At 65.2% G+C, this 25803-nt stretch carries 26 protein-coding genes; 11 read left to right on the forward strand and 15 right to left on the reverse strand.

Annotated features, from left to right (window positions below):
• Positions 1–238 precede the first annotated feature (238 nt).
• The 4 genes from AC3G7M_RS10660 to AC3G7M_RS10675 all read left to right on the forward strand — a co-directional run bounded on the left by AC3G7M_RS10660 (position 239) and on the right by AC3G7M_RS10675 (position 4642).
• Positions 239–1579 (forward strand): glutamine synthetase family protein, encoded by a 1341-nt coding sequence (locus AC3G7M_RS10660; RefSeq protein WP_489211834.1) that lies wholly within the window; start codon positions 239–241, stop codon positions 1577–1579.
• A complete protein-coding gene (locus tag AC3G7M_RS10665) occupies positions 1576–2865 on the forward strand; it encodes an NAD(P)/FAD-dependent oxidoreductase (RefSeq protein WP_489211835.1) in 1290 nt (429 codons plus the stop codon). Before AC3G7M_RS10660 ends, AC3G7M_RS10665 begins: the two co-directional genes overlap by 4 nt.
• A 95-nt stretch (positions 2866–2960) precedes the next feature.
• Complete coding sequence (locus AC3G7M_RS10670; protein WP_489211836.1) at positions 2961–3170, forward strand: DUF3311 domain-containing protein; 210 nt, start codon at positions 2961–2963, stop codon at positions 3168–3170.
• Positions 3167–4642, forward strand: a complete 1476-nt coding sequence (locus AC3G7M_RS10675; RefSeq protein WP_489211837.1) for a sodium:solute symporter family protein — start codon at positions 3167–3169, stop codon at positions 4640–4642. The genes AC3G7M_RS10670 and AC3G7M_RS10675 overlap by 4 nt, the downstream gene beginning before the upstream one ends.
• An 18-nt stretch (positions 4643–4660) precedes the next feature.
• On the opposite strand, the gene AC3G7M_RS10680 is transcribed toward AC3G7M_RS10675, so the two are convergent.
• The 4 genes from AC3G7M_RS10680 to AC3G7M_RS10695 all read right to left on the reverse strand — a co-directional run bounded on the left by AC3G7M_RS10680 (position 4661) and on the right by AC3G7M_RS10695 (position 7663).
• Positions 4661–5353 carry a lipid-binding SYLF domain-containing protein gene (locus AC3G7M_RS10680; RefSeq protein ID WP_489211839.1) on the reverse strand — a complete coding sequence of 231 codons (693 nt, stop codon included), beginning with the start codon at positions 5351–5353 and terminating at the stop codon, positions 4661–4663.
• 90 nt (positions 5354–5443) lie between these two features.
• On the reverse strand, positions 5444–6082 hold the full coding sequence (locus AC3G7M_RS10685) for a histidine phosphatase family protein (RefSeq protein WP_489211841.1): 639 nt from the start codon (positions 6080–6082) through the stop codon (positions 5444–5446).
• Positions 6083–6098: 16 nt separating this feature from the next.
• A complete protein-coding gene (locus AC3G7M_RS10690) occupies positions 6099–6911 on the reverse strand; it encodes an ABC transporter permease (RefSeq protein ID WP_489211843.1) in 813 nt (270 codons plus the stop codon).
• Positions 6911–7663 carry an ABC transporter ATP-binding protein gene (locus tag AC3G7M_RS10695; protein ID WP_489211845.1) on the reverse strand — a complete coding sequence of 251 codons (753 nt, stop codon included), beginning with the start codon at positions 7661–7663 and terminating at the stop codon, positions 6911–6913. The genes AC3G7M_RS10690 and AC3G7M_RS10695 overlap by 1 nt, the downstream gene beginning before the upstream one ends.
• A gap of 131 nt (positions 7664–7794) precedes the next feature.
• On the opposite strand from AC3G7M_RS10695, the gene AC3G7M_RS10700 reads away from it, so the two are divergent.
• The gene (locus tag AC3G7M_RS10700) at positions 7795–8532 is read left to right on the forward strand and encodes a metallophosphoesterase family protein (protein ID WP_489211847.1); all 738 of its coding nucleotides are present in this window, start codon (positions 7795–7797) and stop codon (positions 8530–8532) included.
• Between the two features lie 26 nt (positions 8533–8558).
• Here AC3G7M_RS10700 and AC3G7M_RS10705 read toward each other — a convergent pair whose 3' ends face one another.
• The 11 genes from AC3G7M_RS10705 to hemB form a co-directional block, all read right to left on the reverse strand.
• On the reverse strand, positions 8559–9815 hold the full coding sequence (locus tag AC3G7M_RS10705) for a patatin-like phospholipase family protein (protein ID WP_489211848.1): 1257 nt from the start codon (positions 9813–9815) through the stop codon (positions 8559–8561).
• A 49-nt stretch (positions 9816–9864) separates the two neighbouring features.
• Positions 9865–10248, reverse strand: coding sequence for a hypothetical protein (locus AC3G7M_RS10710; protein ID WP_489211850.1), 384 nt, complete (start codon positions 10246–10248; stop codon positions 9865–9867).
• Positions 10249–10348: 100 nt separating this feature from the next.
• Entirely contained in the window at positions 10349–11254 is a 906-nt protein-coding gene (locus tag AC3G7M_RS10715; RefSeq protein WP_489211851.1) for an MBL fold metallo-hydrolase, read from the reverse strand.
• Between the two features lie 34 nt (positions 11255–11288).
• A complete protein-coding gene (locus AC3G7M_RS10720; RefSeq protein ID WP_489211852.1) occupies positions 11289–12233 on the reverse strand; it encodes a nucleoside hydrolase in 945 nt (314 codons plus the stop codon).
• 25 nt (positions 12234–12258) lie between these two features.
• The gene (locus AC3G7M_RS10725) at positions 12259–13146 is read right to left on the reverse strand and encodes an ABC transporter permease (RefSeq protein WP_489211853.1); all 888 of its coding nucleotides are present in this window, start codon (positions 13144–13146) and stop codon (positions 12259–12261) included.
• Positions 13143–14177: an ABC transporter permease gene (locus AC3G7M_RS10730; protein ID WP_489211855.1), complete on the reverse strand. Its 1035-nt coding sequence runs from the start codon at positions 14175–14177 to the stop codon at positions 13143–13145. Before AC3G7M_RS10730 ends, AC3G7M_RS10725 begins: the two co-directional genes overlap by 4 nt.
• Positions 14177–15775 (reverse strand): ATP-binding cassette domain-containing protein, encoded by a 1599-nt coding sequence (locus AC3G7M_RS10735; RefSeq protein WP_489211857.1) that lies wholly within the window; start codon positions 15773–15775, stop codon positions 14177–14179. The genes AC3G7M_RS10730 and AC3G7M_RS10735 overlap by 1 nt, the downstream gene beginning before the upstream one ends.
• 5 nt (positions 15776–15780) lie before the next feature.
• Positions 15781–16851 carry a BMP family ABC transporter substrate-binding protein gene (locus AC3G7M_RS10740; RefSeq protein WP_489211858.1) on the reverse strand — a complete coding sequence of 357 codons (1071 nt, stop codon included), beginning with the start codon at positions 16849–16851 and terminating at the stop codon, positions 15781–15783.
• A gap of 93 nt (positions 16852–16944) precedes the next feature.
• On the reverse strand, positions 16945–18975 hold the full coding sequence (locus AC3G7M_RS10745) for a putative bifunctional diguanylate cyclase/phosphodiesterase (protein WP_489211860.1): 2031 nt from the start codon (positions 18973–18975) through the stop codon (positions 16945–16947).
• 198 nt (positions 18976–19173) lie between these two features.
• The gene (radC, locus tag AC3G7M_RS10750; RefSeq protein ID WP_489211862.1) at positions 19174–19938 is read right to left on the reverse strand and encodes a RadC family protein; all 765 of its coding nucleotides are present in this window, start codon (positions 19936–19938) and stop codon (positions 19174–19176) included.
• A gap of 77 nt (positions 19939–20015) precedes the next feature.
• Positions 20016–21008, reverse strand: coding sequence for a porphobilinogen synthase (gene hemB, locus AC3G7M_RS10755; protein WP_489211863.1), 993 nt, complete (start codon positions 21006–21008; stop codon positions 20016–20018).
• Between the two features lie 178 nt (positions 21009–21186).
• On the opposite strand from hemB, the gene glyA reads away from it, so the two are divergent.
• The 6 genes from glyA to nusB are packed head-to-tail and all read left to right on the forward strand — an operon-like array spanning position 21187 to position 25798.
• Complete coding sequence (gene glyA / locus AC3G7M_RS10760) at positions 21187–22491, forward strand: serine hydroxymethyltransferase (protein WP_489211864.1); 1305 nt, start codon at positions 21187–21189, stop codon at positions 22489–22491.
• A gap of 13 nt (positions 22492–22504) precedes the next feature.
• The gene (gene nrdR, locus AC3G7M_RS10765; protein ID WP_489211865.1) at positions 22505–22987 is read left to right on the forward strand and encodes a transcriptional regulator NrdR; all 483 of its coding nucleotides are present in this window, start codon (positions 22505–22507) and stop codon (positions 22985–22987) included.
• A 21-nt stretch (positions 22988–23008) separates the two neighbouring features.
• On the forward strand, positions 23009–23626 hold the full coding sequence (locus tag AC3G7M_RS10770; RefSeq protein ID WP_489211867.1) for a riboflavin synthase: 618 nt from the start codon (positions 23009–23011) through the stop codon (positions 23624–23626).
• Positions 23623–24792, forward strand: a complete 1170-nt coding sequence (gene ribB, locus AC3G7M_RS10775) for a 3,4-dihydroxy-2-butanone-4-phosphate synthase (protein ID WP_489211868.1) — start codon at positions 23623–23625, stop codon at positions 24790–24792. Before AC3G7M_RS10770 ends, ribB begins: the two co-directional genes overlap by 4 nt.
• Complete coding sequence (gene ribH, locus AC3G7M_RS10780; protein WP_489211869.1) at positions 24789–25265, forward strand: 6,7-dimethyl-8-ribityllumazine synthase; 477 nt, start codon at positions 24789–24791, stop codon at positions 25263–25265. The genes ribB and ribH overlap by 4 nt, the downstream gene beginning before the upstream one ends.
• On the forward strand, positions 25265–25798 hold the full coding sequence (gene nusB / locus AC3G7M_RS10785) for a transcription antitermination factor NusB (RefSeq protein WP_489211870.1): 534 nt from the start codon (positions 25265–25267) through the stop codon (positions 25796–25798). Before ribH ends, nusB begins: the two co-directional genes overlap by 1 nt.
• The last annotated feature ends 5 nt before the right edge of the window (positions 25799–25803 follow it).

Here is a 25803-nt window from a genome sequence, read left to right on the forward strand (position 1 = left end):
GCGGCGGATCACGCTTGACGAGCCCCCGGGGGCCTGTGCGACATTTGACGGGAACAGGAGTTTTCCCTTGTCTCGCCTCGACAGCCAGTCACTGTCTCTCGCTGAACGCAGTCTACTCTGCCGTCCTGTGTCCGGCCCTCCTTAGGGGCCAAGCTCGATCCGACCGGCATAGCAGATGGCGCGCCCATGACTTCCCATGCGCGCCTGACGACCGAGCTTTCAGACAGAGGAGACGACCATGATCGACCTGCGCGAATGGTTTGCGGAGCATCATGTCACCGAGGTGGAATGTCTTGTGCCCGATATTACGGGCATTCCCCGCGGCAAGATTACGCCTGCCCAGAAATTCCTTAACGGCGGCGCGCTGCGCCTGCCTGAGGCGATCTTCATCCAGTCCGTGACCGGCGAATATCCGCCGGACGAGGATGACCGGCTGACCGATCCGGCGATCATCGATATCACGCTGCGCGCGGATGCCAGCACGGTGCGCCTGGTGCCCTGGGCGCGGGAGCCCACGGCGCAGATCATTCATGATTGCCACTACAAGAATGGCGATCCGGTGCCGATGGCGCCGCGCCAGGTATTGCAGCGTGTGCTGAAACTCTATGAGGATAAGGGCTGGGAACCGATCCTGGCGCCGGAGCTGGAATTTTATCTCGTCGGCCGCAATACCGATCCCGATTATCCGCTGGCGCCCCCCATCGGCCGTTCCGGCCGGCAGGAAACGGGGCGGCAGTCCTATTCCGTCGATGCGGTCAATGAATTCGATCCGCTGTTTGAGGAAATGTATGACTTCTGCGAGGCGCAGGAGCTGGACCTCGATACTTTGATTCATGAAGAGGGTGCGGGGCAGGTGGAGATCAACTTCCTGCATGGCGAGCCGCTGACCCGCGCCGACCAGGTGTTCCTCTTCAAGCGCACCGTGCGCGAAGTGGCCTTGCGGCATGAAATCTACGCGACCTTCATGGCCAAGCCGATGAGCCGCGAGCCGGGCAGTGCGATGCATGTGCATCAAAGCATTGTCGATCCTGTGACGAAACAAAATCTCTTTGCGGGTGAGGACGGCAAGGCCAGCAAGCTGTTCCGCAACTATCTTGCGGGCTTGCAGAAATATACGCCGGCGGTGATGCCCATTCTGGCGCCGAACGTGAATTCCTATCGCCGGCTCTCGCGCTTTTCCAACGCCCCGATCAATCTGGAATGGGGCTATGACAACCGCACCTGCGGCCTGCGCGTGCCCTATGGATCGCCGTCCGCCATGCGTGTCGAAAACCGCGTGCCGGGCGCCGACGCCAACCCCTATCTCGCCTTCGCCGCCACGCTCGCCTGCGGCTATCTTGGCATGGTGGAGGAGCTGGAGCCGACCGCGCCTTTCGAGGGCTCGGCCTATTCCATGCCCTATGCGCTGCCGCGCGAACTCAGCCACGCGCTGGATATGATGGAGGCGTGCGAACCGCTGCGCGACATCCTGGGCGCCAAGATGATTGAGGTCCTGGTGGCCGTGAAGAAGCTTGAATACGACACCTATCTTCAGGTCATCAGTTCCTGGGAACGTGAGCATCTGCTGCTGAACGTATGAGCTTTGTGCCGGCGGAACGGGGGGAGGCGCCGGCCCCCAGCTATTACGAGGCGACGCGTGCCGTCGACCTCCAGACTGTGCCGCTACTGGGCGATATTGCGGTCGATGTCGCCATTGTCGGCGGTGGCATCACCGGCTGTTCTGCGGCGCTGGATCTGGCTGAAAAGGGCATGCGTGTCGCGCTGCTGGAAGCGCGCGATATCGGCTGGGGTGCGTCGGGGCGCAATGGCGGGCAGGTTCTGCCCGGCTATGCCATCGCCCAGCACAAGCTGGCCCGCATGGTGGGCTCGCAGGATGCGCGCCTTCTCTGGGATATGTCGGTCGAGGCAACCCGACTGGTGGAGACGCGTATTCGCGACCATGCCATTCCGGCCGATTACCGGCGCGGCTATTTCCATGCCGGCATCAAGCCCCGGCATGTCGCCGAGCTTGAGGAAGAGGCTGCGGCACTGGCGAAGCTCGGCGTCGAGGGCGCAAAGCTGGTGCGCGGCGCCGATATCCGCGCGCATATCGCGAGCGACCGCTATCGCGCCATTCTGACGGATCCGCTGGCCGCCCATCTGCATCCGCTGAACTATACGCGCGGGCTGGGTCTGGCGGCACAGAAGGCGGGCGCGCAGATCTATGCGCGCACGCCGGTGACGGCGATCGAGGAAGGGACGACGGTCCGTCTGCGCACCCCGCAGGGCACCGTCTCCGCCCGCCATGTACTGATCGTGGGTGGCGCCTATCTCGGCCGCCTGTGGCCGCAGATCGCGGGCTATGTCATGCCGGTCGGCACCTATATCGTGGCGACCGAGCCGCGCGACGATGTGCCCGATCTGCTGCCGCAAAACGAAGCGGTGGCCGATCTCAACTTCGTGCTCGATTACTTCCGCCGCTCGGCCGACAACCGGCTGCTGTTCGGGGGGCGCGTCTCCTATTCCGCCGTGCCCCCGCCCAGACTGGGTCAGGCGATGCTGGCGCGGGTGTGCAAGGTGTTTCCGCAACTGGCCGATGCGCGGGCGGAATTCGCCTGGGGTGGATTGGTCGATATTACCCGCCACCGCGCGCCGCAATTTGGCCGCCTCGCGCCAAACATCCTGATGGCGCAAGGGTTTTCAGGCCATGGCGTGGCGCTGGCCGGGCTCGCCGGGCGGGTGCTGGCGGAAGCGGCCACGGGTCAGGCCGGGCGTTTCGATGTCTTCAGCCGCATTCCGCATGCGCGCTTTCCCGGTGGCCGCGCCTTGCGGGTGCCGGCGCTGCTGCTGGCGACCACCTATTACCGGCTGCGCGACATGCTGTAACGGTTCATGCATGCGGCGCTGCATAAAAGGCTTGCGCCGCATGCACGCCAGACCCCAAGGTTTCAGATGCTTGCTCAAACCGCGTGAGGGCATCGATGAAACATATCGGTTATCTGGCCATCGTGCCGGTTCTTGGTCTTCTGCTGGGTCCTGTCATCCATAACAGTTCGACGCCCTTCATCCTCGGCATGCCCTTCCTTCTGGGCTGGATGGTCATCTGGGTCGTGCTCGTCTCCATCGTCATGGCGATTATCTACGCCCTTGATCCCGCACGGGTGTCGGCGCAGCGGACGCACGGCCGATGAACGCGGCGCTGATCCTGATCGTCCTCTCGGCGCTGCTGGCGCTGGGCCTGGGTCTGGCCGCCCGTCGTGGCCACGCCATGAAGCTGGAGGAATGGACCGTCGGCAGCCGCGGCTTCGGCGCTGTTCTGGTCTTCATTCTTCTGGCCGGCGAAATCTACACGACCTTCACCTTCCTGGGTGCGTCCGGCTGGGCCTACGGCCTGGGCGCGCCCGCCTATTATATCCTGGCCTATGGCACCATCGCCTATGCCATGGCCTATTTCATGCTGCCGCCGGTCTGGCGCTTCGCGCAGGAAAAGCGGCTGATGTCCCAGCCCGATTTCTTCGCCGCCAAATATGACAGTACCGGCCTCGGCCTTTTGGTGGCGATCGTCGGCATCGTGGCGCTGATCCCCTACCTGGTCCTGCAATTCACCGGTCTTGCTGTCATCGTGCAGACGGCGAGCTATGGGGCCGTGCCCAAAAGCGTCGCCGTGATCATCGGGGCGGCGGTGGTCTCGCTTTACGTCGTGGTCTCAGGCATTCGCGGCTCGGCCTGGACATCCGTCGTCAAGGACATCCTCATCATCCTCGTGGCGGTGGCCTTGGGCCTTTACCTGCCCTTTCACTATCAGGGCGGCATCACGCCGATGTTCGCGGCGCTGGATCACGCAAAGCCCGGCTTCCTGTCCTTCGCCGCCAGCGGCAAAAGCGTTTCCTGGTTCGTCTCGACCGTCATCCTGACGGCCTTAGGCTTCTTCATGTGGCCGCATAGTTTTGCCGCCTGCTTTACGGCAAAGGACGAGAACGTCTTCCGCAAGAATGCGATCATCCTGCCGCTGTATCAGCTGGTGCTGCTGTTCATCTTCTTCGTGGGCTTTTCCGCCGTCCTGGTGGTGCCGGGACTGAAGGGGGCCGCCACCAATATGGCGCTGCTCAAGATCGCGGTTGCCAGCTTCCCGCCCTGGGTGGTCGGCATCATCGGGGGCACGGGCGTGCTGACGGCGCTGGTGCCGGGGTCGCTGATCCTGGTGACGGCGGCCACGCTGCTCGCGCGCAATCTCGTCGGCGTGCTGCGTCCGGGCCAGGTGTCCGAGGACGGCGTCGTGCGCCTTGCCCGCATCCTGGTGCCTGTGGTGGCCTTCGTCGGTGCCTATTGCGCCATCGCCGGCAGCGCCACCATCGTGGCCCTTCTGCTGATGGGCTATGCCTTCGTCACCCAGCTTTTTCCGGCGATGATCCTCAGCCTGCTGCGGCGCAATCCGGTGACGCGGGAAGGGGCTGCGACCGGCATCAGTCTGGGCGTGGGCGCGGTGATCTATTTCACCATGACCAATACCACGGTCGCGACCCTATGGCCCTCGGGTCCCGAAGTGCTGCGGGACCTTAATATCGGCACCTGGGCGCTGATCGTCAATGTCATCGGCCTGAGCGTCGTCAGCGCGCTGACCGCGCCCAGCCGGGGGCGCGTGACCAGCGACGCTGCGGACTGAACAGTAAACCGACGATGCTCAGCCGCCATATTGGCTGAGCGTCGCGCGCAGCGGATTGGCCCCGGGGTTATTCGCCATCATCTGCACCACGACCTGCGGCGCGCTATAGGGCTGGCCATAATAGGCCTGGTTGGACGGCGCATCCGGCGAGAGTACCGACCCTTCGATCGAGACCCCGGCGAACAGGCCGCGGGTGCGGGCGAAGGTGACGATATCGGCGCGCATATGCGTGGTCGTGGCGCCGCCGACGCCGGCACCGACCGTCGCGAAGGCAAGCGAGGCATCGCCGCCGAGCTTGAAGCGGTTGCGCATGACGGCACCGAGCGCACGATCGTTCATGATCATGATCATGACTTCGGCGTCCTGAATGCCGATCTGGGCGCCGAAACTGCCCGAGCCGATGGTATAGAAGGCGGGGTCCGACCAGGAGCCGCCAGCCGCGCGCGCCATCAGCACGCAATTGCCGCCCGAGCCGCCGATCACGAAGCCGGCCTTGAACATCTGCGGACATAGCAAGACCGCCCGCGCGCTGCGCAGGGTCTCGACCAGGCTGCTGGATTGCGAGCTATTGACCAGTTCCTGCAGGGCGAGGGTCGAGCGATCGACCACATCCTGCTGGGCGGCCGGTCCCTGGCCAGACACCGCGCAGGCTGAGAGGAGAGGCGACATGGCCATCAGGCAGGCCGCGAAGGCGGTGGTGCGAAGCTTCATGATGGCAGTCCCTTTGTCGTCTGGTCTCGTCTTATGCAAATGAACATGCATCCCGCTTTGTCGCCCCCTGCTGCGGCAAATTCGTGACCGTTACAGGACGGGCACGCCTTCCACCGTCTCATTGGCAGAGATCACGCGCCAAGCCTGCCCGCGTTGTTCGAGTCGCGTCAGCGAAATATTGCCGATGCTGAGGCGGAGCGCGGCTGCGCCGCCCAGGCCCAGAACATGGGCAATGGCGGCACGGATGGCGCCGCCGTGGCAGACGATGACGATATCCTCGCCCGGACAGGTTGCCGCCAGGCTCTCCATCTCTGCGCCGACGCGCAGCAGGACATCTTCAAAACTCTCCCCATCCTGCGGCCGTTCGGCATGCGAGATGGGCCAGAAATCATGGGCGGGCAGGGTGAGATGGGCGGGCAAAGCCGCGCCGTCCAAGCCTTGCAGCCGGCCGAAGGATTGTTCGATGAAGGCGGGGGCGATGGTCCAGGGCTGCGCGGGGTAGCCGGCCGCGAAGATTGCCTGCGCGGTGCGATGCGTGCGGCTGAGCGGCGTCACCAGCCAGCGGGCCGGCTGCGGCAGCCGGCGGCCGAGTTCGGCATAGGCCGGACCCTGCGCCGCCATCGTGCTTTCGCAGATCGGCACGTCATCCGTGCCGTAAAGGGTCTTGCGCGCTTCGGCATCGACCAGGGCGTGGCGGATCAGCCAGAAACGGGTGGATTGGGGCGGCATCGGAACTCCTGGGCGCTTACTCGCCGATCGTCGTCAAGGCGCCCCGCTGACGGGCGGCGCGGAATTGGCTGGCAAAGAGAAGGCTGGCGAGAAGCAGCCAGACGGCATTGAGGCCGAAGGCAGCCAGCAGGTGCGTGGACGAGACATGACCATTGAGTAGGACAGCGCGCATGCCCTCAAAGACATGGGTCGCGGGGATGATGTCGGAGATCGGGCGCAGCCAGGACGGCAGCGTCGAGACCGGATAATAGACGGCGGCGAGCGGCGTGAGGCCGAAGAGCAGCGACCAGGCCAGCGCTTCCGCCCCGGCGCCATGGCGCAGGATGAGGGAGACGATGCCCAGCGCGAAGGCCCAGCCCATGATCATCAGATTGGCGAAGAACAGCACCAGCACCGGGCCGATGGTGAACAGATTGAAAGCATAGAGCAGATAAGCGACGAAAATGGCCGGCAGCACGCCCGCCATGACGCGGATGAAGGCGACGCCGATCAGCCCGGCCAGCATTTCCCAGGGCCGCAGCGGGCTGATGAAGATATGGCCGAGATTGCGGGACCAGATTTCCTCCAGGAAGCTGATGGCGACCCCCATCTGGCTGCGAATGGTGACCTCCCAGAGGAGCACCCCGGCCAGCATGGTGCTGGCGGCGACGATCAGCCCATGGCTATGGCCCGAAAACGCCTGGCCCGAGATGAAGCTCGCGGTGAAACCCCAGATGCACATCTGCAGAATGGGCCAATACGCGAGTTCCAGCAGGCGCGGCCAGGACCGGCGATAGAGGCACAGATGACGGTACATCAGCCCCCAGATGCGGCGCAGAGAGGCCTGCATTACACCGTCTCCTGCATGGCCGCACCCTGGCCACGGCCGCGGGCAATGTCGAGAAAGACATCCTCCATCGAGTCGCGCCCGTAGCGCGCGAGCAGCGCGTCCGGGCTGCCGGCATCGACGATGCGGCCCTTCTGCATCATCAGCACATGATCACAGAGCCGCTCGACCTCGGCCATATTGTGGGACGCGATGAGCATGGAGCACCCGGACTGCGCGCGGTAGCGCTCCAGCCAGCTGCGCACGAGGTCGCCGGTATCGGGGTCCAGGCTCGCCGTCGGCTCATCCAGCAGCAGCACGTCCGGCCGGTTGATGAGGGATTTGGCCAGGGCGACGCGCGTTTTCTGCCCGGCCGAAAGGTCCCCCGCCGGACGGTCCAGAAAGGCGTGCAGGTCCAGCTCCGCCGCCAGTTCGGCGATGCGACCGCGTGTGTCGCGCACATTGTAGAGATGGCCATAGACGGTCAGATTCTCGCGTACCGAAATGCGGCCCGGCAGGGCGATATAGGGTGAGGAAAAATTCATCCGCGCCAGCGCCGCGAAGCGATTGCGCGCCATGTCATGGCCGAGGATTTCGATTTTGCCAGCCGATGGCGTCAAAATTCCCAGCAGCATGGAGATGGTCGTGGTCTTGCCCGCGCCATTGCCGCCCAGCAGACCGACGGTCTGGCCCGTCTTGATGGCGAAGCTGATATTGTCCACGGCGAGCGTTGTGCCGTAACGCTTGCTGAGGGCTTGCACGCTGACCGTGTTCATAGGCTTCCTGTGCCGTCATGGCACGCGGCTGTCGAGCCCTTCTGGCGATAAACTCTATGGGCGTGGCCTCTGCGCGCTTTCCCGCCCCGATAGGACTTTGCTTGTGACCAGCCCGCCCGGCCTGCCGTGACATGAAACTGGATTTTCAGCCCGCGCCAGGCCGCTTGCCCACGGCGCTGCGTATCTACGCGATCGGCGATGTGCATGGCTGCGTCGCCGCCCATGCCGCCATTCTGGAGCAGATCGCCGAGGATTATGCGGCGCGGCCGGTGACCCAGGCGATCGTGATCCATATGGGCGACCTGATCGATCGCGGGCCGGATAGCGCCGCGGTGCTGGACCGCGTCGCCCGCGGGTCACCCACGGGCGGCGCCTTCATCAATCTGCGCGGCAATCATGAGGAACTCTGCCTGTCGGCCATGGAGGAGGGCGGCGAGGTTGCCGCCCTGTGGCGGCGCAATGGCGGCGACACCTGCCTTGCCGATTGGGGCGTGCCGCGCAAGGCGCCGCCCGCCGATTGGGCGGGCTATGTGCCGCAGGCCCAGATGGGGGTGCTGCTGGGCGAGCGGCTGTCCTATCGTGCCGGCAGCTATTTTTTTGCTCATGCCGGGGTGCGGCCGGGCGTGTCTTTGGCCGCGCAGGCGCCGCAGGATCTGGTCTGGATACGCGAGCCCTTCCTGTCCTGGCCTGACGCGCTGGACGCCGTCGTGGTGCATGGCCATACGCCGAAGGACCAGCCGCAGGTGAAGCTGCATCGCATCGGTATCGACACCGGCGCGGTCTATGGTGGGCGGCTGACGGCGGTGGTGCTGGAAGAGGACCGGCTGGCCTTCATGCAGGCCAAGGGACCGAAGAAGGCAAGGGCTTAGAGCTGATGTCCGCTAGATACTGGCCCTCACTCGGCGGCCTGCCGCTGCTGAGGCGCCACCGTCGGCGTTAACCGGGCAGAGATGGCCTGCTGCGCTGCGTCAAACGACGGGTAGCCGATGATCTGCATCCCGCTGACGGGATCTTTAAGAATGGGCTGATTGGGGATTGTCCCCGAGATCCACTGCTCTGCCAGTTGGCGGATCATGTCGATATCATTGTCGCCTGTCGCATCCATATCGAGGTTGCAGAGATAGTCGAATGCGTTCAACGGGTCCATGGCAACTGCGCTGTTCGGTTGGGTCATCTTACTGAAACCGTCTGGCAATACCCAGCCGGTCCCATTCTTGACCGGACGAATATGCGGGCTCAGCCGGATCACCTGAGGCGCATCGTTATGTGCACCGGTGATGACATGGGACTGAAGACTGGCGGTATCCGGCGGATCATCGATGATGGCGTCTGCGATTGCCTTGATATCCGCAATCAGGCTCGGATTCGTCACGGCCTGGAACAGTTGAGCGGACTCACCGTTCAGTGCCGGGCCCTGCGGGCGCCATACCGTGCCGCTGCCCAAGCTCAGGGCTACGATGTCGCTGCGCGCAGCGCCATTGGCCAAGGCTTCCATAACGCCGTGCAGCAAAGGGTTATTATACCCGCCAATGGCGCCATCCCAGAAGCGGCGGGTCAGGTTATTTCCGATGTCAACAACGGCCGGCGCATCGAAATAATCGATGGGCGCATTGGTTGAAGCATGCACGGCTCCGGCCAAGGTCGGCGTAAATATGGCGCCTTGCACGTCAAGGTAAGATGCCCGCGAGCGAAAGAAGACTTCTCGCCGCCAGTCATAGTCAAAGGCCACAATGATAATCTGAGGGGCGGTTTGATTGTCGCCGCCGACATAGGTGGACATCTCATTCATTCTCAAGCTGTCGACGGGATTTGGCCCGGCTTTCAGGAGCGCGGAAAGGCCGGCGAACTTTGAAGCTGCTACATAGCGTGGGCCCAGTCCCATGAGCTTGTCGGCTTCATACCTAATCCAATCGCGGCGCACGAAGATGCTGTTCCGGTTGGCCGCTGTCTGAAACAAGGCACAGATCTGCTTCGGCGTGAGGTCTTTAATGAGACCCGCCAGCACAATACTTCCACCGGAATTAGCGATAGCAAGATTAAACCTGTTTAGAATCTGATGACCGGTCTGCCCTGGAAACAGTTTATCCAGCGCCATAGCCTGGATGAGCGACCAACAGCCGCCGCCATCCAGAGAGAGAATGCGGTAAGGCATGGACTTGCACCTGACTGGAAGGAACGATTCTAGGTTTTTGGCCGCTGGTTCAGGGTGAGGGTAGAAATCGGGACACAAAGCCCTCTATTGCGTCTGTTCCGGCATAGCCTGCGAGAAGGATGGTAACGAGTGGCCCGGCGATATCGGCGACGTTATCGGTGTCGAGGTTCAGGAACTTACCAAGCCCGAGCATGAGCGTTGCAATGACACCGACGACGAAGCCGACGAGGAGACCGTAAACCAGAGGCAGGGGGTTTATGGTGCCGAGGGGCCCTGCAGGGGGCACGGGCACAGGATTTTGCCCGGCGCCCGCCGCTTGCGCCCCCTGGGCTTTGACGACCACGATGGATCGCAGTCCTTGGCCAACGGCGCCAAGCACGCCACCAAGAAGGATGGCTCCCAAGGCCTGGGTGACCGGCACAGGCGTGCTCATCGACCTCGTCTCAAACTTGTTTCGACTATGTTTACATATTTGATTCTGGTATTGCATCAAAAATTAATGCTCTGAGCATAATTGTCACTATCGCCGTGTCTTACGGCGAATGGCCGTCATTTGACTGTGCCAGCACCGCCTCCAGGTTGCGGCGATGGACCGCCTCATAGGCCGCGAAGGGCAAAATCGCGCCGGCGGCCACATCCGCCGCAATCCAGTCGCCAAGCGGCAAAGCTGCCAGCGCCGGGTCCGTGCGCGCCGCGATGAGGTTTTCGACATAGCGGCGGGTGGCGGTGATGAAACCGGGTCCGTAGCCACCGTCTGCGATCACCGTCGGGTCGCCATGATCGGGCAGGATGCGCGCGGGCCCGAGGGCGGCCAGACGGTCCAGCCCCTGCAGATGCTGGGCCAGCCGGTCAGGCTCCGCCACATAGGTGATCGGGTCTTCCAGCGTATCGCCCGCCAGCAGCAGCCCGGCATCAGGCAGAAACAGAACCGTGCCGTCCTCGCTATGGATATCCATCTGATGCAGTTCGACCTGCCGCTGTCCCACGGTCAGCGTCAACTGACCGTCGAAGACCCGCGTCGGCATGATCAGCGGATGGATAGGCGGCTCGGCCGCTGCCATCGTGGCGCGGTTCGTCTCCAGCAGGTCCGCGGTCAGGCGATTGGCGATGATCGCGCAATCCGCGAAAACTTCATTGCCAGCGACGTGATCGTCATGCCAATGGCTGAGCACGACACGGATGCGTGTCACGCCGCGGTCTGCCAGGATGCCGCGGATCAGCCGCGCATGATCGAGCGAGATATGCGTGTCATAGACCAGCGCGTCCCCCTGATCGATGATGGCATAGGTGCAGATGCCAAGCTCATAGGCGCCATCATCCAGCCAGTTCGGCGCCTCAGAATAGGCCCGCACGCCCGGCACACGGCCGTCATAGAACCCGAGGACGCCCGGAGATGGTTCCAGCACGCGCATGGTGGCGCCAAGCGGTTGTCGCGTCATAAGCAAAAGTCCCTTGGCATGATGCGCATGCGCCTTATGGCAGCCGGGCAAGCCGCTCGGTCAGAAGATCGTAGAAGCCTTGGGCATCGACGTCGCGGATATAAAGCGCGTTGGGCTTGCGGTCGGTCACGCCCCAATAGTCCGCGACCGTCATGCCGACGGTGAGCGGACTTGCCGTCTCAATCTCGACATTGATCTGCCGGCCCTGGAACAGATCGGGTTTGATCAGATAAGCGGTGACGCAGGGGTCATGCAGCGGCGCGCCGTCCGAGCCGTATTTGTCTAGATCGAATTTTTCGGAGAAGTCGAGCATGGCGGCGGCGGCGGCGGCGGCGCGGGTGGGCAAAGCGCGGATGGCGGCCAGACGCGGCGGCGTTGTCAGCACGCGATGTGTCACGTCGAGCGGCAGCAGGGTGATGGGCACGCCGCTGGCCAGCACGATGGCGGCCGCGTCAGGATCGACGTAGATGTTGAATTCGGCGGTCGGCGTGATGTTGCCGACCTCGAAATAGGCGCCCCCCATGGCGACAATCTCACGGATGCGGGGCGCGATATCGGGCGCTTTCTTCAGCGCCATGGCGATATTGGTCATCGGCCCCAGCACGCAAAGCGTGATCTCGCCAGGGCGTTCCTGGCGCAGATAGTTGATGAGGAAATCGACGCCGTGTTCGGGCTGTAGCGGCATGGCGGGCTCGGGCAGGTCCGGCCCGTTCAGCCCGGTCGCGCCATGGACATGCTCGGCCGTCACCAGCGGGCGCGCAGCGAGCGGGCCTTCGCAGCCGGCATAGACCGGAATATCGGACCGCCCCGCGAGTTCGCAGATTTTGCGGGCATTCTTGGCGGTCAGGCTCAGCGGCACATTGCCGGCGACGGCGACGATCGCCTCCACCGTAATGTCCTCCGGCGAGGCGAGGGCGAGCAGGATGGCGATGGCGTCATCCTGGCCGGGGTCGGTGTCGAAAATTACGCGTCTGGTCATAAGGCACCTTCTGGTCAAAGCGTGGTCAGCCGTCCCGCATCTCAATCGCGCTGAGCAGCGCGCCGCCGCGCAGACGGGCGCTGATCCAGATGCCAAGCACGGTCGCAATATAGGGCAGCATGAGGACGAAGTCGCGCGGCGCGCGCTCTCCGAAGACGAGTTGCGCCTTGATGCCGAGGAATTCGACCAGGGCGAAGAAGAGGGCTGCGAAGGTGGCGCCCACCGGGTGGCCGGCGCCGAAGATGACGGCGGAGAAGGCCATGAAGCCGCGGCCGGATGTCATGCCGACGCTGAAAATATCGAGCCCGCCGAGGGAGAGTTCGGCGCCGCCCAGCCCTGCCAATACGCCGCCGAGGAGAAGAGCGATGAGGCGCATGCGCACGGGGTCCGCGCCCACGCTGCGGGCGGCAAACGGATGCTCGCCCGAAGCCGCGAGCTGCAGGCCGAAGCGCGTGCGGCGGCACAGGAACCACACGGCAAAGACCATCACCGGCATGGCGACGACCAGAAGATCCAGCACGCCGAAGATGCCGAAGGCGGGGCCAAGCGTCGGAATCCCGGCGGGGGCGGTGACCGCCCCTTCGCTGCCATAGACGGCCTGGATGCCGAAATCGGTACCGCCCAGGCCAAGGCCGGTCAGGCCAAGCCCCGCAATGATGGCATTGGCTTTCAGCTTTTCGATGACGAGCCAGAGCAGCGCCGAGAGCAGGACACAGAAGCCGATCGCGCCGAGCAGACCGAGGGCGACCGAGCCGGTCTGTTCCGTGATCACCACGGCGGCACAGGCGCCGGTGATCATCAGCCCTTCGAGACCCAGATTCCATACCCCGGCGCGCTGTGCGAGCACGCCCGCCATGGCGACATAGATCATCGGTGTGCCGGTGCGCAGCACGGCGATGAGAAGTTCCATCATGACCGGTCACGCCTGGGCAGGCGAAACCATTTGGGCATGGCGCGCGAGGTGATGAAGAGGGCGATCGCCGCATTGACCATGTCGATCGCGGCCGAAGGCAGGCCGGCGATCACCGGCAGGTAGAGGCTGGCCGAGGCGAGGCCGCCGAAGAACAAAGCCACGATGACGCTGCCGCTGACCGAGAGATTGGCGACGAGGGCGATGAGGACCGCGGTAAAGCCATGCGCCGGGGAGAAGCCGCTGACCAGCCGCCCGTCCGGCCCCAGAACCTCCATGGCGCCCGCTAGGCCCGCGGTCGCGCCGCTGAACAGAAAGGCGCCAAGACCGAGCCGGGACAGGCGGGCGCCTTGCCAGGTCACCATCACCGGATTGCGCCCGGCCAGGCCGCCCAGCACGCCGAAGGCAGTGCGGTTGACAAGGACCCAGGTGATGAGCCCCACCAGCACGGTCAGCGCGATGATCCAGACCGAGACGCCGGTATCGGTACTGATGCGGATGACGGCCGGCACCGGCGGGCTGGATGTGACCTGCCCGCTGCCCGACGGGTCCTTCAGCGGTCCGCTGGTCAGCCAGATCAGCAGCAGCCCGGCGATGAAATTGCCCATCAGCGTGGTGATGACCTCATCCGTGCCGGAGGAGATGCGCAGCCATCCCGGCCAGAAGGCCCAGAGCGCGCCGAAGATGAGGCCGGCCAGGATCGCGAGCAGCGTCACGAGCAGCGGCGGCAGGCCGGGCAGCACGGCGACTGCCACGGCCGCACCAATGCCGCCCATATAGAATTGCCCTTGGGTCCCGACATTGAAATAGCCGCAGCGGAAGGCGACGACCACGCCGGTCGCCGACACAAACAGCGGGCAGGCCCAGCGCAGGTCATGCACCAGCGCGCCGTCCGACAGAAAAGCGCCGTCGAGAATGGCGGAGAACATATCGGGCGCGGAAAAACCCGAAGCTTCAAAAATGACGCCGCAGAGAATGAGGGCCAGGGTGACGAAGCCGATGGCGCGGAAGACGGCAATCAGGCGCCCGCGCATCAGTGCTCTCCGACCATGGCGGCGCCGACGCGGCCCAGGTCGTATGGCGGCGCGAACTGCCCGGTCACGCGGCCGCCCTGCAGGACAACAAGCCGGTCGCTGATGTCGAACAGCTCATCCAGGTCCGAGGAAATCAGGATAAGGCCGAGGCCGCGGTCGCGCGCCGCGCGCATGGCCTGCCAGACGAAGGCGGTCGCACCCAGGTCCAGCCCGCGCGTCGGCTGCGCCAGGATGATCAGCCGGGCATCGGCGTCGATTTCCCGCGACAAAATGACCTTCTGGGCATTGCCGCCGGAGAGCGACCGCGCCGGATTGTCGACGCTGCCGAAGCGCACGTCCCAGGATTGAAAGGCAGCCTGCGCCTCTTGCCGCAAGGCGCGGGGGTTGATCAGGCGCAGCGCGGAATGCGCCAGCAACTGGCGCGCAGCGAAATTCTCCCAAAGCGGGCTCGACAGGCTGAGCCCTTCCGTATTGCGCTCGAACGGAATGATGCGCAGGCCGCGCTGGCGTCGTGCGGAGAGCGGCAGGGCGGTCACCGCCTCGCCATCCAGCGCGACGCTGCCCGCGCTGAGTGCGACGAGACCGGCGAGCGCCTCGACCAGCGGTCGCTGGCCGTTGCCCTCCACCCCCGCGATGCCGAGGATTTCCCCGGGCGCGATCGAGAGGTCAACGCCGGCCAGGCTCTGGCCGTCGGCGGCCGGCCTGGTAACGACGCCAGTGAGGGTCGCGATGCTGCGGGTGGATGGGGATGTGTGGCGATGGCCGTGCGGCCGCGCGCTGCCGACGAGCGCGCCGAGATCCTCTTCCATCTCCGCAGCATCGGCCGGTGCTGTCTGCGCAACCGGACTTTGGCCGATGATGGCCGTCGCGATGCCGGCGGCGGTCAGGTCAGCCGCGTTATCCGGCCCCGCGATCAGGCGGCCGCCGCGCAGCACCGAGACGGTGTCGGCGACCGCCAGAACCTCGCGGATCTTATGCAGGATAACGAGGATGGTGACACCGCTGTCGCGCAGGCGCTTCAGCCGCGCGAACAGGGCTTCCGCCGCGGCGGGGGCCAGCACGGCCGTTGGCTCGTCAAGGATGAGGACCTGCGCATGGCCGGCGAGCGCGCGGGCAATCTCCACCGCCTGCTGCGTTTCCACCGGCAGGTCGCGAATGCGGGTGGAGGGTTTGGCCTCCACGCCCAGCGCTTCCAGATGGCCGCGCCAGCGTGCCTGCAGTCCGCGGCGGGTGAAGATGGCGCCATGCCGGCCTCTCAGGCCGAATTCCATGGCTTCGGCAATGGTGAAGCTCGGCGGCAGCGCGAAGCTTTGATGCACCAGCTCGACCCCCGCCGCGCGGGCATCCCGGACGCGCCCGCCCCGCAGCGGCGCGCCCGCGATGCGGATGGCGCCATCCGACGGCGTGAGCAAGCCGGCACAGGCGCGGGCAAAGGTCGTTTTGCCCGCGCCGTTCTGGCCGCAGACCGCGTGAATGCGCTGCCGCGTGAAGGAGAGATTGACGTCGCTCAGCGCCGTAAACGCTCCGAACCGCACGGTCAGCCCCGCACAGGACAGGGCCGGACTATCCCCGGTGGCTTCGGCCAGTGCCGCAGTCATGGCGTTCAGAGCTGGGTGTTGAAGGGAACCTTCAGCGTGCCGGCAATGATCGCTTTCTTTGCGGCATCAACCGCGGGCCAGGCTGCTTTCGCAGCCGCGACATAGGCCGGCGGTCCGTTCTGCGCGAAGAGATCCGACGGCACGAAGTCGATGATGCCGTCGGCGAGCGTGCTGACGTAATGGCCGGCCGTGAACTTGCCAGAGACCGCGGCCGAGACCTGATCCGTCAGGGACTGGCCGAAATTGACGAGCACGGAGGAGGCGACCGTCTTCGGCCCGAGCTTGAACTGGGTGCGGAAGACCGCGCTGACGATGCGGTTGGACCCTTCGCCGGCCGCGCGGATGACGCCGGCATCCGTTGCGGCCCCATCGGTCTGGATGAAGTCGATGCCCGTGCTGAAAAGCTGGTTGGCGATTTCCCGGCCCTTGGTCGGGTCCTGGAAAGACCCGGCGAAGGCGCCTTTGACGGTGGCGGTGTGCGAGACCTGTGCCGCTCCCGCCTTCATGGCGTTGAGGTCGGCATTCAGCCCCGGCAGGCTCATGCCGCCGATATAGCCGAGCTTGTGGCTCTGGCTGATGCTGGCCCCGAACAGCCCGGCCAGGAACATGCCGTAATGGGCCTGATATTCGACCGTGCGGACATTGGGCAGGGTGGGATTGAAGGGGTCGGCATAGAGCTGGATGAACTTCGTGCCGGGATATTGGGGCGCCACCGCTTTGATTGGGTCGGCCATTTCATTGAAGGTGGTGACGATAACGGCGGCACCGGCGCCGGCCAGGGTCGACAGGATCGACTGATAGGTCGACGGGTCCGACGCATAGATGGTGCGGATGGGGAAATGATCCTGTTTTCCGAGCGCCTTGAGATGCGCGATCATATCGTCGATCGGGCCGTTGTCGCCCGCGGCCTGGGTATGGACCAGGGCAACAAGCTTGCCCGCAGCGAAGGCAGACTGCCCAAGGAGCGGCAGCGAGAGGACGCCCGCGCCGATCATCCCGCCCGCGGCCAGAAGGCGCCGGCGCGTCGGATGGTCCGCCGCGATTGGGCTATGCTGCTCCACGACGCGCTTGGACATGAGATGCTCCCCTGGTGAATGACCGAACCTACGTGCGCGCATTGCGGAGCGTCAATCGCCTGGCCGGAGGGGCGTCGCCGTGCGGGCCGGCCTTCAGACGGGATCGGGGGTCGCGAGCGGGAAGGCGACACGCAGCGGACCGCCGTGTAGCGCCGCTCTGCGCAGACAAAGTTCGATCTGCGCCGGGGACAGGGGGCGGGCGAAAAAGTAGCCTTGCACCGAATCGCAGCCGCAGTCGGAGGCGACGGCAAGCTCGGCCGGGGTTTCCACCCCTTCCGCCACCACTGGCAGCTTCAGCACATGGGCAAGCTGCACGATGGTCGCGAAGAGGCTGATGCCCGCGTCGCTGTCCCGCGCGAGGGCGAGGAAGCTGCGATCGAGCTTGATCGAGGTCAAAGGGAGTTTCGGCAATTGCGAGAGGGAGGAGTAGCCGACCCCGAAATCATCCATCGCCACCAGGAAGCCGGCGTCGCGCGCCAAGGCCAGCGCGCGAGAGGCGGCTTCGTCGGCGAAGGTGCCTTCCGTCACTTCCAGGCAGAAGCGGCTGCGGTCCAGTCCGTACTGGTCGACCAGCGCGCTCAAGGTGCCCGGCACGTCCGCACGGATCAGTTCCAAGGGCGAAATGTTGAGATTGACGACCGGCAGATTGGCGATGCCGCTGTCGCGCCAGTCAGCGACCTGTTTGACGGCCAGTTCCCGGATCTTGGCGCCCAGGCCGCTGAACAATCCGGCGCCCTCGGCGATGCTGACGAAGTGCGACGGCGGCACCAGCCCGGCGGTGGGATGCTGCCAGCGTGCCAGCGCCTCGATCGCCACGATGCTCTGGTCACGCAGACTGATAATGGGCTGATAGGCCAGGAACAGTTCGTCATTGTTGCGGAAGGCGCTGTAGAGATCCTGCTCCAGGCTGATGCGCTCGATCCGCGCCTCATGCTGGCTGTGCAGGAAGGACACCGCCTGATTGCCGCCCTGGTTTTTGGCAATGAACACGGCTTCGTCGGCGGCGTCGCGCAGATCGCAGACCCCTTCCGTCGTGCTGTGGGCGAGGCCGATGCTGGCCGTGAGATAGAACTGCCGTCCGTCCGCCATCACGAAGGGCCGCGCCATCGCGGCGACCAGACGCTGGGCCAGGGTTTGGGCGGCGTCGCCCGGCATGGCCGCGCAGTAGATTGCAAACTCATCGCCACCGGTGCGGGCGACGAGGTGAGGCGCCGCCAGGACTTCCAGCCGACGCGCGATTTCGGCCAGGATCTGATCGGCGGCCTTATTGCCGAGCACATGGTTTGCGGACCGGAACCGGTCGATATCGACCAGCATCATGGTACCCGCCTGTCCCGCAGGATGCCGTGCAATCCGCTGGTCGAAGGCGCGGCGGTTGAGCAGACCGGTCAGCAGGTCGACGCCAGGGTCCACCGGGATGGCGCGTGGGCTGCGATCCGCTGCCGCGGGCGCGGCCGGGCGATGACCTTCGACGCCGCCGAGCAGGCCAGCGGCCGCGATCAGAATGCCACTGGCCCCGAGCAGAAGGGCTGAGGGGGACTGGAAAGCCGCCAGGCCGGTCGCGAAACCGATGATCGGGCCACAGCTCCATAAGGCGGCAATGGCCAAGGCCAGGCGCCCGGAGCGCTGCCGGCACAGCAGCATCCCCTGACCGATCGCGAGCAGCATGACAGTGACGGAGACTGCAAGCTGCGACAGCATCAGATCGGCCGGTGCGGGCCGGCCCTGGCCCAAGACGAGATGGAATGCGGCAAACAGGCCATCCGCGTCATGGGCAAGGGTCACCATGACGGCGAGCCCTGCGGCACAGAGGGCCAGGCAGCGCCAGATCAGAGATTGGGACGGCAGAGGGGACGCGGCGAGGAGCAGCAGCGCCAATAGCGCAGGGGCATAAAAACCGCCGTCCTGCTGAAGCGCGGTCAGCGCGGTCCGCAGACCCCAGGTCGCTCTATCGCCATGCAGGAGCATCGCCAGAATGCAGAGGCCGGCCAGAACCAGCGTGGCCCGGTGCAGGGCCACGGACAGCGGCCGCCGAGCGCCAGTGGGACGCCGTTTGACCGGCGCCACGCTGCGCGGCAGCTTTTTGGGTATCAGGGTGGAGCCCAAACCTAAGACATGTGGCATCAAGCGGCACTCCGCGCATGCAGACATCGCTGCGGCAGGCAGGCGCACCTGTCTAGCTCATTCATGATCCATCGAGTCACGGTTATTGCTATCGCGTAATGCCCGCCGCGCTGTCGTGCCCTATCTGAGGCTATCGGCGGCATATCCCGCGAATTTGCCGGGAGGGCGGCAACACGGTTTTGTGATCCGGCTAAAGTCTCACACCAGGCCTTCCTTGCGCAGGCTGACCCATTGGCCGTTGCCAATGATGATGTGGTCATGCACCCCAATGGACAGGGGCGCCGCCGCCGCCTGAACGGCCTGGGTGAGGTCGATATCCTGGCGCGACGGGTTGGGGTCTCCGCTGGGGTGATTGTGGACCAGGATCAGGGAACTGGCGCTCAGCTCCAAAGCGCGGCGGACGATCTCGCGCGGATAGATCGATGTGACATTGACCGTGCCGCGGCTCTGCGCCTCATCCGTGATCAGGCGATTGCGCGTATCGAGATAGAGTACGCGAAAATGCTCGACCTTTTCGCGGGCCAGCGCCGCGGTCAGATAGTCGATGAGGCGGGTCCAGCTGGACAGGATCGGCTGATCGACGACCTCGGCCCGGATCAGCCGGAGGGCTGCCGCCTGGGCTGTTTTGAGCGCCGCGATCCCGGCCTCGCCCAGCCCGTCGATCTCCCGCAATTCTGCCGGGCTCGCGCAAATCGCACCGGCGAAGCTGCGAAAGCGGGTGAGCAAGGCGCGCGCGATCGGCTTGGTATCGCGCCGGGGCAGCGCGAGGAACAGCAGCATTTCCAGCAGTTCGTGGTCGGCGAGGGCGTCGGCACCGGCCCGCAGCAGCCGGTCGCGCATGCGGGCGCGATGGCCTTCCGCGCCAATGGCAACGCTTGCCGGGGAGGTCCGCTCGTCGGCGGCATCCGGCAGGGCGCCGAACAGCCCGGGCGCTTCGGCGACATGGTGAGGGTGCTTGGCCATCGCGGCCAATCTCGCATGACGCCGGCCGCAGGGGAATATGTTACGTCATCGGATCTAAAAGTCGATGGCGCCCAGCTTTAGCCGCGCAGCAGGCGGGCGGCGGCTGGCGCGAAATAGGTCAGCACGCCGCGGCAGCCGGCGCGCTTGAACGCCATCAGGCTTTCCATCATGGCGCGCTCCTCATCCAGCCAGCCGTTGCGGGCGGCCGCCATGATCATCGCGTATTCGCCCGAGACCTGATAGGCGAAGGTTGGTACCTCGAAACGGTCGCGCACGCGGCGGATGATGTCGAGATAGGGCATGCCGGGCTTGACCATGATCATGTCCGCGCCCTCGGCGATGTCCATCGCCACTTCCCGCAGCGCCTCGTCGGAATTGGCGGGGTCCATCTGATAGGTCTTCTTGTCGCCCTTCAGCGTGCCGGAAGAGCCGAGCGCATCGCGAAAGGGACCGTAAAAGGCGCTCGCATATTTGGCGGCATAGCTCATGATGCGGGTATGGATGAGCCCCGCCCCATCCAGCGTCTCCCGGATCGCGGCGATGCGCCCGTCCATCATGTCAGAGGGCGCGATGATGTCGATCCCGGCTTCGGCCTGGATCTGCGCCTGACGGCAGAGGATGGCGACCGACTCGTCATTCGCGACATAGCCGTCGCGGATGACGCCGTCATGGCCGTGGTCGGTATAGGGGTCGAGGGCGACATCGCCGATCAGGCCGATGGCGGGAAATTCTCGTTTCAGAAGGCGAGCGGCCGAGCAGATGAGGTTGTTCGGATTGCTGGCCTCGGTGCCTTCCGCGTCCTTGCGGTCCGGCGGCGTTACCGGAAACAGGGCGATGGCGGGAATGCCCAAGCGTGCGGCCGGCTCCACATGGGCGGCCAGGCCCTCCAGCGTCACGCGCTGCACGCCGGGCATGGAACTCACCGCGGTCGGTTCACCCGCACCGTCACGCAGGAAGATCGGCCAGATCAGGTCGTCGACGGAGACCGTGTTTTCCGCAACCAGCCGGCGCGTCCAGGCATCATAGCGATTCCGGCGCAGACGGGTTTGAGGGAAACGGCTGTCGGTCATGAGCAATAACCTCTCTGTAAGCGGGCCCCACCATAGAACTCCCGCAGTCATCATGACAGGCAACCCAGCTTTGGGAAGGCGGCGGTTCACCCGGCAAGGCGCGTCATGTTACAAGGCTTGCCCGGTCGATCCGCATTTGTCCTACCCCGGCCGGGCCCGTCCAACAGGAACGTTGCATATGAACGAGCAGTCGCCCGCCGCCAGCCTTGCCCGCTTCTTTTCGGCCTCCGTGGAGGAGACCGATCCAGAGCTTGCCGCCGCCATTAAACAGGAACTCGGTCGGCAGCAGGACGGTATCGAGTTGATCGCCAGCGAGAACATCGTCTCGCGCGCCGTGCTGGACGCGCAGGGCAGCGTTCTGACCAATAAATATGCCGAAGGCTATCCGGGCCGCCGCTACTATGGCGGCTGCTATGCGGTTGATATCGCAGAAGAACTCGCGATTTCCCGGGCAAAGCAGCTATTCGGCAGTGACTTCGCCAATGTCCAGCCGCATTCGGGCGCGCAGGCGAATGGCGCCGTTATGCTGGCCCTGCTGCAGCCCGGCGATACCTTCCTGGGCATGAGCCTGGCGGCTGGCGGCCATCTCAGCCACGGCGCCGCGCCGAACCTCTCCGGCAAGTGGTTCAATGCCGTACAATACGGTGTCCGCCGCGAAGACGGCCTGCTCGATTACGAGGAGCTGGAAGAGAAGGCGCGCGCCCATAAGCCGAAGCTGATCATCGCCGGCGGCTCGGCCTATCCCCGCGTCATCGACTTCGCCCGTATCCGTAAAGTGGCCGACGACGTGGGTGCGGTCTTCATGGTCGACATGGCGCATTTCGCGGGTCTCGTCGCCGCGGGCGTGCATCCGAGTCCCTTCCCGCATGCGCATATCGCGACCACGACGACGCATAAGACGCTGCGGGGCCCGCGCGGCGGCATGATCCTGACGAACGACGCCGATCTTGCGAAGAAGATCAATTCGGCGATCTTCCCCGGTCTTCAGGGCGGCCCGCTGATGCATGTCATCGCCGCCAAGGCGGTCGCCTTCGGCGAGGCGCTGCGGCCTGAGTTCCGCACCTATGCCAAGGCGGTGGCCGAGAATGCCAAGGTCCTGGCCGCAACCCTTGTGGAGCGCGGCTTCGACATCGTCACCGGTGGCACCGACACGCATCTTCTGCTCGTCGATCTGCGGCCGAAGCGCGTCACCGGCAAAGTGGCCGAAGCGAGCCTGGAGCGCGCCCACATGACGGCGAACAAGAACGCCATTCCCTTCGATCCCGAGAAGCCCGCCATCACCTCCGGCATTCGCCTCGGCACGCCGGCCGCAACCACGCGCGGTTTCGGCCCGGCGGAATTCCGCCAGATCGGTGAGATGATCGACGAGGTTCTGACCGGCCTGTCCGGCTCGAACGAGGACGGCGGCAACACGCTGGTGGAGCAGGAAGTCGGCCGCCGCGTTCAGGCGCTGTGCGCCCGCTTCCCGATCTACCCGAACTGAGGGAAGCGCCCCGATGCGCTGCCCCTTTTGTGGTCATGACGATGCGCAGGTGAAGGACAGCCGTCCCAGCGAAGATGGGACGGCGATCCGCCGGCGTCGCTTCTGCGGCGCCTGCAGCCAGCGCTTCACGACCATCGAACGGGTGCAGTTGCGCGAGCTGGTGGTGGTCAAATCCGACCAGCGCCGGGTGCCCTTCGACCGCGACAAGCTTTCCCGCTCCATCCGCATCGCGCTGCGCAAGCGGCCGGTGCAGGAGGAGCGGATAGAGCGCATCGTCAACAGCATCGTGCGCAAGCTCGAATCGAGCGGCGACAGCGATGTGCCCAGCAAGCAGATCGGCGAGCTGGTGATGGAGACGTTGAAGGAAGTGGACGATGTCGCCTATGTCCGCTTCGCGAGCGTCTATCGGGATTTCCGCGAGGCCCGCGATTTCGAGCAGTTCCTGGGGCAGCTGGGCGAGAAGCTGGAGCCGGAGCCCGAGCCCGAGGCCCAATAGGGCTGCGTCTGAGAGGCAGATATGTTCACAGGTATCATTTCCGGTGTCGGCACGGTGGCCGAGGTGCAGCCGATCGGCCAGGGCGCGGATATGCGGCTGCGCATTGCGGTGCCGCAGGACAAGCCCGACTGGGCTGGTCTGCCGGGCGTCGTTCTGGGGGCGTCGATCGCCTGTTCGGGCTGTTGCCTGACCGTGGTGGACATGGACGGCGGCTCCTTCGCGGTCGAGGTTTCGGCCGAGAGCCTGTCCAAGACCACGCTGGGCACCTGGCAGTCCGGCCATCGGGTGAACCTTGAGCGCGCCATGAAGCTTGGCGATGAACTCGGCGGGCATATCGTCTCCGGCCATGTCGACGGCCTGGGCGAGGTCGTCTCCGCCACGCAGGAGAACGGCTCGACGCGCTGGGCTTTCCGGGTGCCACCCGGCCTGTCGCGCTTCATCGCGAGTAAGGGCAGCATTGCCGTGAACGGCGTCTCCTTGACGGTGAACGAGGTTGAGGGCGATGTGTTCGGCGTGAACATCATTCCCCACACCGCCGAAGAGACGACGTTCGGCACCCTGGCCGTGGGTGATGCAGTGAACCTAGAGATCGACATGCTGGCGCGGTATGTCGCGCGCCTGACGGAGCGCGGCCTGTGACAGTGATCAAAACCCAATCCCTGCACGACTATATCTCGCCCACCGCCGAGATCATCGAGGAAGCCCGCGCCGGGCGAATCTACATTCTGGTCGATGACGAAGACCGCGAGAATGAGGGCGACCTCTGCATTCCGGCGCAGTTCGCGACCACTGAAGCGATCAATTTCATGGCGCGCCATGCGCGCGGGCTGATTTGCCTCGCGATGACCCAAAGCCGGGTGCATCAGCTCGGCCTGCAGCTCATGAGCGCCCATAACCGGTCGCGTCACGCCTCCGCCTTCACGGTCTCGATCGAGGCGCGGCATGGCATATCGACCGGAATTTCGGCCGCTGACCGCGCGCGCACGGTGGCGGTCGCCATCAATTCCGAGAATCCGCGCGATGACATCGCGACCCCCGGCCATATCTTCCCGCTCGCCTCGCGCGATGGCGGATCTCTGGTGCGGGCGGGTCATACGGAAGCGGCGGTCGATATTTCGCGCCTGGCCGGCCTCAATCCCTCAGGCGTCATCTGCGAGGTGATGAACGAGGACGGCACCATGGCGCGGCTGCCCGAACTCATTGCCTTCGCGCAGCGCCACAATATCAAGCTCGGCACCATCGCCGATCTGATCCAGTACCGCCGCCGCACCGAAAAGCTCGTCTCGCGGTCGTACGAGACCTGGACCGGCGACCTGGAAGGCGGCGACTGGGCCGTGAAGGTGTTTGAGGACCGGCTGACCGCGACCGAGCATGTCGCCCTGGTCAAGGGCGACCTGACCGCACCCGGCGCTGTTTTGGTGCGCGTCCATAGCGTCGATCCGGTGACGGATCTGCTCGGGCCGGGCCATAAGGCGCTGGCGGCATCCAGCCGCACCATTGCCGAAGCGGGACGGGGCGTCATCGTTCTGCTGCGCGATACCCAGCCGGGCGCCGTCGCCCGCAAACTCGGTCTGAGCGTCGCTGACCGGGCCGAGGATCATGTGCTTCGCCAATACGGCATCGGTGCGCAGATCCTGATTGATCTTGGTGTTAAGGATATGATTTTGCTGACTAATCATCCGCGCAGCCTGATTGCGCTGGAGGGCTTCGGCCTCAATATCGTCGACCAGCAGCCCTTCGACGAAGCCGGACAGGGCGCCGCTTCCCCCGCTGTATTCACGGCTGATCCCGGGCAAACCCCATGAGCACCGCAGACGCCGTGATCGGCGATATCCCGGAGCTTCAGGGCGCGCTGCCCTCCGTCCTCATTATCACCGCGCCCTATTACAAGGCGGTGGTGGACGGCATGGCCGCCGGCGCGCGCGCTGTGCTGGACCACATCGGGTCGGAGCATGAGACCGTCGAGATCGCCGGCGCCTACGAACTGCCGCAGGCCCTGCGTCTGGCCGCGGCGACCGAGCGGTTTGACGGCTTCATCGTCATCGGCTGCGTCGTGAAGGGTGAGACGGATCATTACGACTTCATCTGCCGCGCCGCCATGGACGGCATTCTGGCGGTGGCGCTGGACCACAAGCTGTGTCTGGGCACCGCGCTGCTGACGGTCGATACCATCGCGCAGGCGGAAGCCCGCTCGGGTGCCGAGCATAACAAGGGCGCGGAAGCGGCTATTGCGATGCTGAAGCAGGTTGCCCTCGTCCATCATCTGGGACGCCTCTGATGTCGGGGCGCCAGGGCGGAGCTAAGGGCGGCAAGCCGCAGGGGCGGCCGCGCACCGGTGCGCGGGTCGCGGCGGTGCAGGCGCTGTTCCAGAGCGAGCAGGCCGAGGAAAATGCGGAGACCGTGATCGACCAGTTCACCCGCCACCGGCTGGGCACGGAGACAGGCAGCGGCGGATTCGAGGATGGCCGCGTGCCGGACGCGCATCTGCCGCTGTTTACGGCCATCGTGCGGGCGGCGGTACAGGGCCAGGAGCAGATCGACGCTCGGATTTCGGGGCATCTGCCGGCGGAATGGCCTTTTGAGCGGCTGGACCCCGTGCTGCGCGCCTTGCTGCGCGCGGCGGCGGCGGAACTCGCCATGACAGATGGGCCGCCGCCGCGCGTCGTCATCAATGAATATCTCGACGTGGCGCACGGATTCTTCCATGGCGAGGAGCCCAAGCTCGTCAACGGCCTGCTGGACACGCTGGCGCGCGAGGCCCGGCCGGGCGAATTCGCGGCGGTCGTGCCTGCGGATCTGCCGACACCCTAAGGACC

This window comes from Acidisoma sibiricum, from assembly GCF_057837225.1.

Coding starts and splice junctions, on each gene's coding strand:
- radC (WP_489211862.1), bottom strand. CDS start 19,938: ATGGCCAAGCACCCTCACCATGTCGCCGAAGCGCCCGGGCTGTTCGGC.
- nrdR (WP_489211865.1), top strand. CDS start 22,505: ATGCGCTGCCCCTTTTGTGGTCATGACGATGCGCAGGTGAAGGACAGC.
- AC3G7M_RS10665 (WP_489211835.1), top strand. CDS start 1,576: ATGAGCTTTGTGCCGGCGGAACGGGGGGAGGCGCCGGCCCCCAGCTAT.
- AC3G7M_RS10700 (WP_489211847.1), top strand. CDS start 7,795: ATGAAACTGGATTTTCAGCCCGCGCCAGGCCGCTTGCCCACGGCGCTG.
- AC3G7M_RS10705 (WP_489211848.1), bottom strand. CDS start 9,815: ATGCCTTACCGCATTCTCTCTCTGGATGGCGGCGGCTGTTGGTCGCTC.
- ribH (WP_489211869.1), top strand. CDS start 24,789: ATGAGCACCGCAGACGCCGTGATCGGCGATATCCCGGAGCTTCAGGGC.
- AC3G7M_RS10730 (WP_489211855.1), bottom strand. CDS start 14,177: ATGCGCGGGCGCCTGATTGCCGTCTTCCGCGCCATCGGCTTCGTCACC.
- AC3G7M_RS10770 (WP_489211867.1), top strand. CDS start 23,009: ATGTTCACAGGTATCATTTCCGGTGTCGGCACGGTGGCCGAGGTGCAG.
- AC3G7M_RS10725 (WP_489211853.1), bottom strand. CDS start 13,146: ATGATGGAACTTCTCATCGCCGTGCTGCGCACCGGCACACCGATGATC.
- hemB (WP_489211863.1), bottom strand. CDS start 21,008: ATGACCGACAGCCGTTTCCCTCAAACCCGTCTGCGCCGGAATCGCTAT.
- AC3G7M_RS10740 (WP_489211858.1), bottom strand. CDS start 16,851: ATGTCCAAGCGCGTCGTGGAGCAGCATAGCCCAATCGCGGCGGACCAT.
- AC3G7M_RS10735 (WP_489211857.1), bottom strand. CDS start 15,775: ATGACTGCGGCACTGGCCGAAGCCACCGGGGATAGTCCGGCCCTGTCC.
- AC3G7M_RS10745 (WP_489211860.1), bottom strand. CDS start 18,975: ATGCCACATGTCTTAGGTTTGGGCTCCACCCTGATACCCAAAAAGCTG.
- AC3G7M_RS10680 (WP_489211839.1), bottom strand. CDS start 5,353: ATGAAGCTTCGCACCACCGCCTTCGCGGCCTGCCTGATGGCCATGTCG.
- AC3G7M_RS10720 (WP_489211852.1), bottom strand. CDS start 12,233: ATGACCAGACGCGTAATTTTCGACACCGACCCCGGCCAGGATGACGCC.
- AC3G7M_RS10690 (WP_489211843.1), bottom strand. CDS start 6,911: ATGCAGGCCTCTCTGCGCCGCATCTGGGGGCTGATGTACCGTCATCTG.
- AC3G7M_RS10660 (WP_489211834.1), top strand. CDS start 239: ATGATCGACCTGCGCGAATGGTTTGCGGAGCATCATGTCACCGAGGTG.
- nusB (WP_489211870.1), top strand. CDS start 25,265: ATGTCGGGGCGCCAGGGCGGAGCTAAGGGCGGCAAGCCGCAGGGGCGG.
- AC3G7M_RS10670 (WP_489211836.1), top strand. CDS start 2,961: ATGAAACATATCGGTTATCTGGCCATCGTGCCGGTTCTTGGTCTTCTG.
- AC3G7M_RS10715 (WP_489211851.1), bottom strand. CDS start 11,254: ATGACGCGACAACCGCTTGGCGCCACCATGCGCGTGCTGGAACCATCT.
- AC3G7M_RS10675 (WP_489211837.1), top strand. CDS start 3,167: ATGAACGCGGCGCTGATCCTGATCGTCCTCTCGGCGCTGCTGGCGCTG.
- AC3G7M_RS10695 (WP_489211845.1), bottom strand. CDS start 7,663: ATGAACACGGTCAGCGTGCAAGCCCTCAGCAAGCGTTACGGCACAACG.
- AC3G7M_RS10685 (WP_489211841.1), bottom strand. CDS start 6,082: ATGCCGCCCCAATCCACCCGTTTCTGGCTGATCCGCCACGCCCTGGTC.
- glyA (WP_489211864.1), top strand. CDS start 21,187: ATGAACGAGCAGTCGCCCGCCGCCAGCCTTGCCCGCTTCTTTTCGGCC.
- AC3G7M_RS10710 (WP_489211850.1), bottom strand. CDS start 10,248: ATGAGCACGCCTGTGCCGGTCACCCAGGCCTTGGGAGCCATCCTTCTT.